The 12344-nt window shown below is 51.0% G+C and carries 11 protein-coding genes; 2 read left to right on the forward strand and 9 right to left on the reverse strand.

Going from position 1 to position 12344, the window contains the following annotated elements:
* Nucleotides 1-189: 189 nt before the first annotated feature.
* Nucleotides 190-735, reverse strand: a complete 546-nt coding sequence (locus tag ACTHPM_RS06270) for a dihydrofolate reductase family protein (protein WP_440394337.1) — start codon at nt 733-735, stop codon at nt 190-192.
* A 94-nt stretch (nt 736-829) separates the two neighbouring features.
* Between ACTHPM_RS06270 and ACTHPM_RS06275 the strand changes: the two genes are divergently transcribed.
* Entirely contained in the window at nt 830-1774 is a 945-nt protein-coding gene (locus ACTHPM_RS06275) for a helix-turn-helix transcriptional regulator (RefSeq protein WP_440394338.1), read from the forward strand.
* 233 nt (nt 1775-2007) lie between these two features.
* On the opposite strand, the gene ACTHPM_RS06280 is transcribed toward ACTHPM_RS06275, so the two are convergent.
* The 3 genes from ACTHPM_RS06280 to ACTHPM_RS06290 all read right to left on the reverse strand — a co-directional run bounded on the left by ACTHPM_RS06280 (nt 2008) and on the right by ACTHPM_RS06290 (nt 5889).
* A complete protein-coding gene (locus tag ACTHPM_RS06280) occupies nt 2008-3483 on the reverse strand; it encodes a sulfatase-like hydrolase/transferase (RefSeq protein WP_440394339.1) in 1476 nt (491 codons plus the stop codon).
* Nucleotides 3484-3582: 99 nt separating this feature from the next.
* A complete protein-coding gene (locus tag ACTHPM_RS06285; RefSeq protein ID WP_440394340.1) occupies nt 3583-5001 on the reverse strand; it encodes a sulfatase family protein in 1419 nt (472 codons plus the stop codon).
* 24 nt (nt 5002-5025) lie between these two features.
* Nucleotides 5026-5889: an AraC family transcriptional regulator gene (locus ACTHPM_RS06290; protein ID WP_440394341.1), complete on the reverse strand. Its 864-nt coding sequence runs from the start codon at nt 5887-5889 to the stop codon at nt 5026-5028.
* Nucleotides 5890-6011: 122 nt separating this feature from the next.
* Between ACTHPM_RS06290 and ACTHPM_RS06295 the strand changes: the two genes are divergently transcribed.
* Nucleotides 6012-8003: a beta-galactosidase gene (locus tag ACTHPM_RS06295; RefSeq protein ID WP_440394342.1), complete on the forward strand. Its 1992-nt coding sequence runs from the start codon at nt 6012-6014 to the stop codon at nt 8001-8003.
* 49 nt (nt 8004-8052) lie between these two features.
* Here the strand turns inward: ACTHPM_RS06295 and ACTHPM_RS06300 are convergent, their stop codons facing one another.
* The 5 genes from ACTHPM_RS06300 to ACTHPM_RS06320 form a co-directional block, all read right to left on the reverse strand.
* Nucleotides 8053-9447 carry a protoporphyrinogen oxidase gene (locus tag ACTHPM_RS06300; RefSeq protein WP_440394343.1) on the reverse strand — a complete coding sequence of 465 codons (1395 nt, stop codon included), beginning with the start codon at nt 9445-9447 and terminating at the stop codon, nt 8053-8055.
* A gap of 224 nt (nt 9448-9671) precedes the next feature.
* Nucleotides 9672-10070: a potassium channel family protein gene (locus tag ACTHPM_RS06305; RefSeq protein WP_440395364.1), complete on the reverse strand. Its 399-nt coding sequence runs from the start codon at nt 10068-10070 to the stop codon at nt 9672-9674.
* Nucleotides 10071-10253: 183 nt separating this feature from the next.
* Nucleotides 10254-10565 (reverse strand): hypothetical protein, encoded by a 312-nt coding sequence (locus tag ACTHPM_RS06310; RefSeq protein ID WP_440394344.1) that lies wholly within the window; start codon nt 10563-10565, stop codon nt 10254-10256.
* 16 nt (nt 10566-10581) lie between these two features.
* A complete protein-coding gene (locus ACTHPM_RS06315; RefSeq protein ID WP_440394345.1) occupies nt 10582-11874 on the reverse strand; it encodes an arsenic transporter in 1293 nt (430 codons plus the stop codon).
* A 46-nt stretch (nt 11875-11920) separates the two neighbouring features.
* Entirely contained in the window at nt 11921-12247 is a 327-nt protein-coding gene (locus ACTHPM_RS06320) for an ArsR/SmtB family transcription factor (protein ID WP_440394346.1), read from the reverse strand.
* Between the last annotated feature and the right edge of the window lie 97 nt (nt 12248-12344).

Genomic DNA, 12344 nt, shown 5'->3' on the forward strand with positions numbered 1-12344 from the left:
CTTTTGGATTATATTCCAGGGTTCTTCTCCTAGTTACGAGTGGGACAAAATTGATGAATTGGTCTATCCTTCATGCGACTTTGAAGATGTTCTGCGCTTTCGGCACGTTAAAATCAGTCTCTTGTAGGAGACGAGAAAAGGAGGCGCCACTCGCCTAAACGGCCCGTGTATGCCTCCTTTTTTTTACTCCTATTTCAATACCGTATAATGCAGCCTGGCGATGTCGCCGAGTGATTCCATGTGCCGAAGTTCAAAGGCGGCCGGACGGACCCCTTCAGGAAACAGCGGAATTCCTCCGCCGAGAACCTTGGGAATCACCGCGATCACAGCTTCGTCCAGAAGCCCTTCTTTCATGAAATCTTTTGCCAAAAGGCCGCCCCCTACGAGCCACACATCCCCCTCGGTCTGGGCTTTGATCCGAGGCACAAGAACCGATAATGGCTCATCTGTAAAGAAGACATGCGGCTTAAGCTGGAATTTATTCGGCGTACGGGTCGTGACGTAGCATGGCTTACCTTCGTAAGGAAATTCATCGGTTAGGGTCAGCACGACATCATACGTTTTGCTGCCTGTAATCAGAGCGCCGACCGTCTTGTAAAAATCCGCAAAGCCGTTATCTCCGCCATCCCCCTTCACATCGTTTAACCAGTCTACCGAATCATCCTCCCTAGCAATGTAGCCATCCAGACTCATTGCAATGTACAGAACGACCTTGTTTTCCTTCTTACCATTCATTTGTCCATCTCTCCCTTCTATACATTATGTTATAATGCGTTTATGACATTATTTGTCGTAAATATAGAATTGTTATATCTAAAGGAGCCGACTCATGAATGAACGCCGGATTACATTGATGCGCATGCTGGATTCCCGTAAGAAATATACGGCCCGCGAGCTCGCCGAGAGGTTTGACGTTTCCGTACGGACAATCCAGCGGGACCTGGATTATTTGCAGCAGAGCGGATTTCCACTCTATACCGAAACGGGTCCACACGGCGGTTACCGGGCACTGCCTAACAGACTGCTGCCCCCTCTTCAGCTCTCGAGGGACGAAGCCTTAGGCCTCTTTTTGATGCTGAAGCTGCTGGAGCATATCCCGGATATGCCTTTTGGAGCGGTTCGCGAGCATTTATCCGAGCAATATTACGCCGGGCTTCCGCAGGATGTCCAGGAAAGCATCGATCTCCTGAAAAATTACGTTTCCTTCCGCATGATGCCTACCCAGGCAGCGTCGCCCTATACTTCCCTGATTCTGGAGGCAGCCATGAATAAACGGCGTATTCAAATGAAGTATCGCTCCGCCTCCAAAGAGAGAACGACACAGGTGTTTCCCGTCGGCCTGTACTTCGAACAGGGTTACTGGTACATGCCTGCGTTCAGCAGGGACCGGATTCTGCTGTACCGTGCCGACCGCGTCACGGGTCTCGCGCTCATGGAGGAAACGATGCCTGATTTGCCGACGCTCCAGCAGTGGTTATCAACTCCTGAAGATCGGGCTGGAGAACAAGCCCATATCCGATTTACGGCGTTTGGTGCACGGCTTGCCGAGTCCGATCCGTTGTTTCAGCATCTCAGCGATCATCAGTGGCGAGGGAACATTCCGGCGGATGAATTCCCCTTCGTTGCCAGGCTCCTATTGAAATACGGTCCGGATGCCGAAGTCATCTATCCGGGCAGTCTTAGGGAACAAGTAAAGCAGCTGTTTCTGGACAGCCTCCAACCCTATATCACAAGCGAAATTTCAAGCAAAAATGGAGAAAACAAAGAGACCTGACCTTAAACCGGCCATGTCTCCTATTAGATTAATCGATTCTTATGGTAATTTCCGTTCAATTATAGCATCCCAAATCCTTCCGATTTGAAGGGCGCCTTCTGTTTCTAGCTTCTTTGCCTTTTGCAGCAGGGCTATGGCTTGCTCCGCGCACACGGATGATTTTGAAGATGCGTACCAAACAATAAAACCGCGCACCTGCGCGGTTATGTGTAATTAAACATGCATATGCGGCTCTATAAGGAGTCCGTAGGAAAAACCTTGAAACTATCTCCCTCTCTCTTTCCGGGCGAGACCACGTCCATTTGTCCGAATCCCGTAACCGGTGCATATACGCCGTCTTTAACCGGATCGACATATTTGCCGTACCACTCGCCCAAACGCTGGCGCAGTGAATCCCTGATCTCCGTGCAATGGCGCTCATCTATCCTATTCACTTCCTCATCCGGATCATGGACCAAATCATAGAGTTCATGCGGCCCATAAGGATAACGGTGTACATATTTCCACTCATCCGTCCGGATCATGCGAACGGGGCCGTATTCATCAAATACAACAATATCCTCCCGCTTCGAGGCCGGTTCGCCGTGTAACAGATCTGCAAAGCTGATTCCGGGGAGCGTCTTCGCTTCCGGGTTGGCAACTCCCGCATACTCCAGTAATGTAGGGAAAATATCGTATTGGCTCACCAGCTCGCGATTGACATGTCCCTGCGGAATGACTCCCGGGTGGCTGAATATGGCCGGAACCTTCACCGACGTGTCAAACATGTTCAGCGGAAACGTCGCGTTCCCCTTCCCCCACACGCCATGGTGGCCCATATTCATTCCGTTATCGCTCATGAAAATCACGAGGGTATCGTCCCGCACCCCCTTGTCATCAAGCACCTGCAGCAGTTGTCCGATTCCATGATCCATCGCCGATATGGAGGCGTAGTATCCTCTGAGAAGCTCCTTTCGGTGCTCCCCTTCGCCATGAGGCGCCGTATTCACCTGGCTCGGATGAACTGGCAGATCCGGAGCGGAATGGAATGCACAATCCTTGTACATGTCTACATAGTGCTCCGGATGCTCGGAACGATCCCAGGGAGAATGAGGTGCCGTATAATGAACGCCTAAATAAAATGGAGCTGACTCCTCACACAGTTCTTCCAAGAAGCCGACGGCATGCTCCGTGATGAGTTCCGTAATATAGCGATTTTCGATCCGAACCTCGCCATTCTCCACGATATCCGGCTTCATGTATGAACACCCACCCCGGGCAATGGAGAACCAGCGTTCAAATCCCTTTTGCGGAACGCGGCTGTTGCCTAAATGCCATTTCCCGCTTAACGCACAGGAATATCCCGCATCCTTCAAAAGCTCTGTATAGCCGGTTTGCCCTTGCAAATACTCTATGGCTGTCCGTTCGTCCTGAAAGAATGGCTTCGACCGTATATGTTCAGGCAGACTCTGCTTATCCAGATTGCCGGAACGTATCCAATCGTGAACGCCATGCTGTGAGGGGATACGCCCGGTAAGGATCGATGCCCGAGCCGGCGAGCATACCGGTGATGCACAGAAAAAGCTGTCAAACCGCATGCCTTCGGATGCCAACCGGTCCAAATGGGGCGTTCGTATTTCATCGTTGCCCGCGCATCCCAGTGCCCATGCCCCCATATCGTCAGCTAGAACAAACACGATGTTCGGTTTAGTAATGTTACCGTGATTCATAACGTCTCCATCCCTTCGAATTATGGTGTAGTTCGTTTGATCAGGTTCTATTTCAAAAAGCCGGTTGTCTTATGACAACCGGCTTGGCTTGCATTCGATTCAATTGCCGGCATACACAAAGCGTTCGTCTCGTACTTCTTCCTGGAGCCGGTACAATTCCTTTTCCATCACTTCAACGATATGCTCGTAATCCGGATCGTTGTATACGTTAATCATTTCCTGCGGATCCTTTTTGAGATCGAAGAGTTCCCACTCAGGCACCTTCGGTTCATCGACCGAACCGTTCGTACCGAGGGCATCCGCATAATAATAAATCAGCTTATATTGTTCGGAGCGTACGCCGTAATGGGCATATACGCCATGCTCGGACAAGTGCTCCCAATAACGGTAATACATCGATGTACGCCAACTCTGCGGATTCTCGCCCTGCAGAATCGGCCTGAAGCTAACGCCTTGCATGGATTCTGGAATGTCAATTCCGGCATAATCCAGGAACACCGGTGCAAAATCCACGTTCAGTACGATATGCTTATCGACGCTTCCCGCGGCGATTTCGCGCGGATACCGGATGACGAACGGCATGCGCAGCGATTCCTCGTACATGAACCGTTTGTCGTACCATCCATGGTCGCCAAGAAAGAATCCCTGGTCCGACGTGTAAATCACAATCGTGTCCTCGCTCAGCCCCTCCGTATCCAGATAATCCAGGAGCCTTCCCACATTGTCGTCCACCGAAGCGATGCAGCGCAGGTAGTCTTTGATGTAACGCTGGTATTTCCAGCTTTTGAGGGCTGCACCTTCCAGATGCGCCGGCGGGTCTATTTTCAGGTCGCGCTTCGTCAAATCCCGGTCGATCCGCATGATCGCTGCTTCCGCCGCGCTGGCACGCCCCGAATAATCGTCGTTAAACGTTTCCGGCTCCGGAATATCCATATCCTCGTACATCAGAGCATGCTTCTCATCCGGAATCCAAGGCCGATGAGGAGCTTTGTGATGGCACATCAGGAAAAACGGCTTATCTTTATCGCGCTGCTCCAGCCATTGGATGGACTTGTCGGTGATGATATCTGTGGCATATCCCTTTTCGGAAATCGTTTGACCCATTTCAATGAAATTCGGGTCATGATAGTCGCCCTGGCCCGGGAGCACGCTCCAGTAATCGAAGCCTGTAGGATCGCTGTCCCCGCCGTGGCCCAGATGCCATTTGCCAACGATCGCCGTTTGATAACCGTTCTGCTGAAGCAGCTTCGGCATGGTCATTTGACGACCGTCCAGGCGGTCGGACAACGTGCGGACGCCGTTCACATGATTATATGTACCCGTCAGAATGCTTGCGCGGCTCGGCGTGCATATGGCATTTGTGCAGAAGCAGTTATCCATCCGCATGCCTTCATTGGCAATCCGGTCTATATGAGGTGTCTCGTTAATTTTGCTGCCATAACAGCTCATCGCATGAGCCGCATGATCATCACTCATCACAAATACAATGTTAGGACGTTTACCAGGATTCGAATTCATCAGAAAAGATTCCCCTTTGCTAAGTTATTGGGATTGCAGCATTTCTCTCCGGTACTGGTCCGGAGTCTTGCCTGTTGTCTTTCTGAACATGCGTATAAAATAATTCGTTTCCATGCCGACATGTTTAGCGATATCCTTCACCGGCATGCCGGCTTGGCTTTTCATCAGATCCACGGCCCGCCCGAGCCTCATTTTCTGAACATACTGCAGCATGCTGAGGCCGTATGTCTGTCTGAAGAGCCGGTTGAGGTACTGGTGCGAGTAGCCAAGCGATTGCGCGACATTGGATAAGGAGATGTTTTTGGTAAAATGCTCATTCAAGTACTGCGCTGTTTGACGGACGACTGCCCCTGCAGGATCCGTTTCCGCGGGTGCGGCCATTTCCTGTTCCGGCAATTTCGCCAGCTTCATTTTTTCAAGATCCAGCATAAGTCCATATAATACCCTGGCTCCATCCCACTCCACATGCTCCTCATTGGCATCCGCAAGCTCCCACAGCTCATCTAGCGAGCTCCAGACCGTTTCGACATCCGGGCAGTCCGCCGGTTTACAAGGTTGAATGCCGAAGTGGTCCAACAAGGAAGGAATTTGCGTACCTGCAAAGGAGACATAACCGACCCACCAAGGGTCGTTGCCTATTGGCTCATACTCATGAGGCAGCTCTGCCGGAAGGAACAGATACTCCTTCGGGCCCAGCATCATTTCGTCGTACCCGTCTATACTTAGCCGGCCCGTTCCCGATCGCGAGAACAACAGCTGGTGCGTCGAAAAGCCATTCGGCCTTTGAAGCGGGGGCTGCTTGTTGTAGCCAACGGTATGAACGAACATCGGCATCGGCTGCTCCGGAGAGCGGAACAGACGGACAATCCGAACATCGATAGGAATCACCTCTCTTTCTCTACATATTCAATTCGTTATACCATTTTCAAAAAGTCCGCTATCAATAAAATCAAGGTTATTATAATATTTATATAAGTTTTTGACAATCATCAAAAAGGAGTTTATTCAAAATGTTATATGGTTCCTGCTATTATCCCGAACACCGTAACCCTGAAGAGTGGATCGATGATTTGAAGCTGATGGAGGAAGCCGGGCTGAATGCCGCACGCATCGGTGAATTCGCTTGGTCACGCATGGAGCCGCAAGAAAGCTGTTTTGATCTCGATTGGCTGGATTCTTTTCTTGAAGCTGCAGGGCAGTATTCCGTTCGAATGGTGCTGTGTCCCCCGATGCGAACAGTCCCGACATGGCTTGTTGAAAAAGATCCCTCCATCCTGATCGAAACCAGTGCAGGAATCCGCTTAGAGCATGCCAGCCGTTATACGTTCTGCATTAACCACCCGCTGCTGCGAAAGAGAGCAGCTCAGCTTGCATCCGTTTTGGCAGAAAGATACGGTAACCATCCCCTGATCGCAGGCTGGCATCTGGATAACGAAATCGGAGATGAGCCGGATTGCCACTGTTCCTATTGCAAGCAGCATTGGCAGACGTGGCTAAAAGACAAATACAGGGATATTGCAGTCTTGAATGAAGCTTGGGGTACGGTGTTCTGGTCGATGGAATACAATCACTTCGGGCAGATCGCGACCCCCAGAGTATCCAAGACGGTGTACCACCCCGCAATGGTTCAGGCATGGAGGCAATTTCGCAGCGACTGCAACGTCGAGGCTGCAAGCCTGCTGACGTCTGCCCTGAAACCCCATCTCACGAACGGCGCTTATATATCTACCAATCACCAGCTGTTTTGGAACAACCGTACCGATTATTACGATATGGCCGATCTGCTTGATGTTACGGGCACCAATTACTACCCTCCCTACGGAGATAACTGCAGATCGCTCGCATTCGGGCTAGCGGCGAACCGAAGCCTCAAGAAGGCGCCTTTCCATGTTTACGAACTTCGCAACGAAGGACATTCCATTATCGGCGCCAATTCGAATACACCTGATCCGGGGGAAGTGGAACGGCTCACACTCCATACGGTCGCGAACGGCGCGGACGCTGTCTTTTATTTCCCTTGGAAGCGGTTTCGTTATGGAGCCGAGCAAAACCACGGCGCCCTGACCGACTATGGGGGCAATCCTACGCGAATTTACCATGAATGCTGCCGTATCGGACGTAAGCTGCACCGGATTGCCCCTCTGCTTACGGGTTCGATGATCATGAGCGATATCGCGGTTCTGTATGATTTTCCTTCCCGTTGGCATGCCGAAGAAACTTCGCCTTGGACAGGTGATACCGGTCTATACATGAGGCAAACCAATACGCTTTACCATGCTGTCCGGAATCTGGGCTTCAACTGCGATGCGGTTGGGCGAAAAGGCGATTTCGCCGCCTATAAGCTGCTCCTGGTACCCATGCTGCCGCTGGTTGATGACCCGCTTATACGCAAGCTGGAAGCGTTCGTGGAAAGCGGCGGGACGGTCGTCTTCCATCCGTTAACCGGCAGCAAAGACATGGAAGCCAGCTACTATCCGGATCAAATGCATCCAGGACTTCTCAAGCTGCTCGGAACGCGTCTAGTGGAAACAACCACATCTTCTGCACAGCATCCGGTAAGCTTCCATTGGGGGAACGATACCTTTCAAGGCGGGTTGCTCCAGGAATTGATCCGGCCGGATACATGCCGGGTGGAGGGTGTCTTTGCCAGCGAATGGTATGCGGGGTATCCTGCGGTAACCCGCAACGCTTTCGGCAGCGGAGAAGCATGGATGATTACGACATTTGCGGAACCACGCTTTTACACGGAACTGATCGAACAGTTGACAGGCAAGCTTGGCATATTCTCCATTCTGGGGATGACGCCTCCTCCGGAAATTGAGGTTACTATGAGACAGGCAGCTGACGGCAGCCGGTACATTTTCACGCTCAATTGCTCCAAGAAGGAGATGGCGTCCAGCATACAAGGATCGTACCGCGATATTTGGAACGAAGAAGATATAAGCGGGAACGTGGTGTTTGGTCCGCATCAAGTGCGGGTTTTGCTGGAGCTAAACCGATAACCGATACGACAAAGACCCGGACAAATGTCCGGGTCTTCCTTATGTGCGCTTAATACGCAAGCTTCTTCAGGACCTTCGCGGCGGTCTCTTCCCCGTTCGCGATGCAATCCGGAATGCCCACCCCGTAATAGGAGCATCCGGCGAGCAGCACGTTTGGCATCAGGCTCTCCATTTTGGCTTCCAATGATTTAACGATTTTTTGATGCGTAATATGATAATTCGGCATCACCTCATGCCATTTGGTCACATCGTAGGTAAGCGGCTGACTCGTGATCCCGAGGCTCGTTCGAATATCATTCATCCCGACCTGCAGCAGCTGATCCTCGGTCATCGTCACGAGTTCGTCATAATGGGGATTGATGCTCTTGTAAAAGAGTCTGACAAGAAGCCTGCCTTCCGTCGAAGTATGCTCCCATTTGCGGCTTGTCCATGTGCAGGCATTGCATTTGACATCTTCGCTGTTTGACGTGATAAAGCCGGTCCCGTCTGCCGGAAGCTCATGATCCGGCACGTCAAACCCCATATAGACGCTGATCAATGAGCTGTTTCGGAACTGATCGAACTCCTCGTCAAGCGAAGGGGTTGCCAGCAGCTGCTGTGCGGCAGCCGAAAGCGTACTGACCACGACGGCATCTGCTTCGAATACGCGGCCGTCTTTCAACGTTACAGCGTATCCGCCACCTTCCCGCGGCTTAAGCGATTCGGCAGCCGTGCCCTTCACGATATCCGCCCGTGATAAATTCCGTTCCAGGCCGTCGATCAGCTCGGATACGCCTTGCTTGAATGACAGGAACTTCTTCCCGCCTCCGCTTTGGAACTTGGCTTTGTTCTCCGATAAGCCTTGGATAATGCTTCCGTATTCGTTTTTGTAATCGATGAGGTATGGCAGCGTGGATGCGATTGTCAGATCGCCCAGCTGGCCGGAATATACGCCGGAGAGCACGGGAGCGATTTGCTTTTCCACCAATTCTTTGCCGAGAAAGGCTTCGAGGAAGGCGCCGACCGAATCGTCCTTCGTAAAGCGCTCATTGGGCGTGTACAGATCCTTAAGCGCTTCGACCTTGCCTTCGGCCGATACCAGCTCCGTCGTTGCGAGTGACTCAATACTCGTCGGAATGCCAAAGACAGCATCCTTGGGAATCTGCTTCAGCCTGCCATCGGAATAAATATAGGAAATGCCTGTCGCGTTATATACCACTTCGTCCTGGAGTCCAAGTTCCTCGATCAGAACCGCCGCATTGGTCTTGCGGGTAACAATTGAATCCGCGCCGGTCTCCATCGTGAATTCCCCATCGTGAACCGTTCTGATTTTGCCCCCCAGCCGATCACTCGCCTCGACGACCGTAATATGAATGTCAGCGCCCATCTCTTTCGCGCTTTTCTGCAAATAATAAGCGGTGGAAAGACCCGTAATGCCCCCGCCGATGACCACAACCTTTTTCAAATTAAGGCACCTGCTTCCGTCGTAATGTTCAATGATTGTATTATAACACAGCGGTTTTGCCGGTTAAGCATGCTCATATGTGACGGTACTCCGACAAAAAAGAAGAACCGGCACGAACTGCCGTCTGGCAGCCATACCGCTTCCCCTTTAACCCCTCAGATCGCAAGCTTGAGGCTCGCATGAATCGGATGTTGCCTTCACCGTGCCTGCTGGAACCTTGAGCTTTATGCCTTTTCCTTCTTGTCAGGCTTGTCCTTCAAGCCTTTCTTTCCGTTCTTTTCCTTCTCTTCTTCATCTTCCCGTTGACTGCTCTTCACCACACCGTAAGCGATATAACCCATGAGCCCCATGAAGAGGCCCGTGCCGACGACAATATAGATCATGGTAAAGATTTTGCCGAAGGAGGTTTGCGGCACAAAATTCGGATGCCCGACCGTGCTGAGCGTCGAGATGCAGAAATAAAGCGCATCGATGACGGACAGCCCTTCTTCACGGGTATAGAACAAGGTTCCTGACAGCAGCACGAATACGATCACGACAAACAGCACCTGAAAATTCTTATGTTTGAATGCATGAAACAATCCGCCCAGAAGGCGCTTTAACGTCAGCAGAAATGAAATCATCGTTGCCTGTTCACACTCTTTCTTCATAAAATGAACCAAAGCCGCAATCTGGCTTTCATTCAATTTATATGTAGTCTCATTTCAGCAGTAAGAAATGTAAGGAACATTATATCAAAAAAACCATCTTCCATGCACATCCGAACTTAAATCCTAACCGCACCATTGATTCCGGGTCCCGCTCCGCTAGTATGATAAGCGAAACGTCAATTTCTCATTGACGATGACTTTGCCCGTCTCTTGATCCGTAATTTCAATCCTGTCTTCATTTCCGCTTCCCAATAAACGAACCGGTAACAGCGTCCAAAGGACGAGCCGGTTATGATCGGCGACAAAGGTGGTCTCCTCCTCAACATGCCCAACTTTCAGGTTGCTAATCATGCTGCCGAAGAGCACGCCATGATCTTCCTCCCCCATGAATTTGATTTGGACTTTAGGATGCCGAGGCAGGTTAAGATCGAGCACCAGATTGATGGCATGGTTATCCACTCCGTACATGATGGAGCCGATCCATTTACAGCATCAGAACCCAATACAAACCGATCAATGTAATAAACAAGGTCGGAATCGTCAGGATGATGCCTGTTTTAAAATAGGTTCCCCACGATATCTTTACTCCTTTGGATGAAAGAACGTGCAGCCAGAGCAGCGTTGCCAGGGAGCCGATTGGCGTGATCTTCGGTCCCAAATCAGAACCAATTACATTCGCATAGATTAAGGCTTCTTTGACGGCACCCGTGACATGGGCAGCATCGATCGCCAGCGCATCAATCATGACGGTCGGAAGATTGTTCATCATCGAAGACAGGAACGCGGCTATGAAGCCCATGGACAGCGTAGCTGCGAATACCCCGTGCTGCGCGGCACTGCGTATGACATCGGCTAAGAGATCGGTCAAGCCGACATTCCGGAGTCCATACACCACGACGTACATTCCGATAGAGAAGAACACGATGGCCCAAGGCGCTTCGCTAACCACTTTTTTAACCGGAATGGCAGGGCTGCGTCTGGCGATGAGCAGGAACAAGGCCGCAATCACGACCGTTACGATGGATACCGGAATATTCAGAAACTCGCAGACAAAATACCCGACCAGCAGCAGCCCCAGCACAGCCCAGGACAGCTTGAACAATTTCGGATCCTTAATGGCCGCACTGGGGTTCTTGAGCTGGGACGTTTCGAACCTTCCGGGAATGCTGCGGCGAAAATACAGGTACAAGACGGCAACGCTGGCCAGCAACGCCATAAGATCCGGCACGAGCATTTTACCGGCATACTCCATAAAGCTGATGCCAAAAAAGTCGGCGGATACGATATTCACCAGATTGCTCACGACAAGTGGCAACGAGGTGGTGTCGGCAATAAACCCGCTTGCAATGATAAACGGGAACACCTTTTTCTCGTCAAGATTCAGCGCTCTTACCATGGCAAGCACAATAGGCGTCAAGATAAGCGCCGCCCCGTCATTGGCAAAGAATGCCGAGACGATAGCGCCGAGCACGGAAATATAGACGAACATCCGAACGCCGTTCCCTTTCGCGGCTGCAGCCATATGCAGCGCCGCCCACTCGAAAAGCCCGATCCGGTCCATAACAAGCGAGATCAGAATGATCCCTATAAAGGCAAGCGTCGCGTTCCACACGATGCCGGTTACGTCCAGCACATCATGGAAATCCACCACGCCCGCGAGCAGAGCAACGACAGCTCCTCCGCAGGCAGACCACCCGATCGATAATTGCTTGGGCTGCCAGATGACAAGCGTTAATGTAATGATAAAAATAACTACCGAAAGTATGACTGATAGCAAATGATATCCCCCGATTCTGTCTATACCCTATACCCTATATCCGAGCTTACTTACAAATTTGGCCCGGATCGTTTTTGCCCAGCAAATGTAAAGTACCCGATGTGCCAGGCATGCAATCAAGTACGCATTGGATATAGGGCATGTCCTGTACCCGGAGCGAATAATAAACCCATTGCCCTCTTCTCGATTCATTCACGAGACCATGCGACTTCAGCTTCCTCATATGCTGACTGATACCGGGCTGCGAAATGGATAACACTTCTACCAGCTCGCACACGCACCATTCCCGGTCTTTCAACAAGCAAAGAATCGTAAGACGAGTCTTGTCTCCAAGAAGCTTCATTTTCTCCGCGGCCTCGTTAATCTGATCCATGCTCGCACCTCCCTGCAATTTATATAAAAATAGCATATAAGCATATGTTTATATTGTAGGGCTGCTGAGCTAATTACGCAATCCTAAATATCCATAA

The organism is Paenibacillus sp. SAFN-054, assembly GCF_051966755.1.
In the GTDB taxonomy this organism is placed as follows: domain Bacteria; phylum Bacillota; class Bacilli; order Paenibacillales; family Paenibacillaceae; genus Paenibacillus_AQ.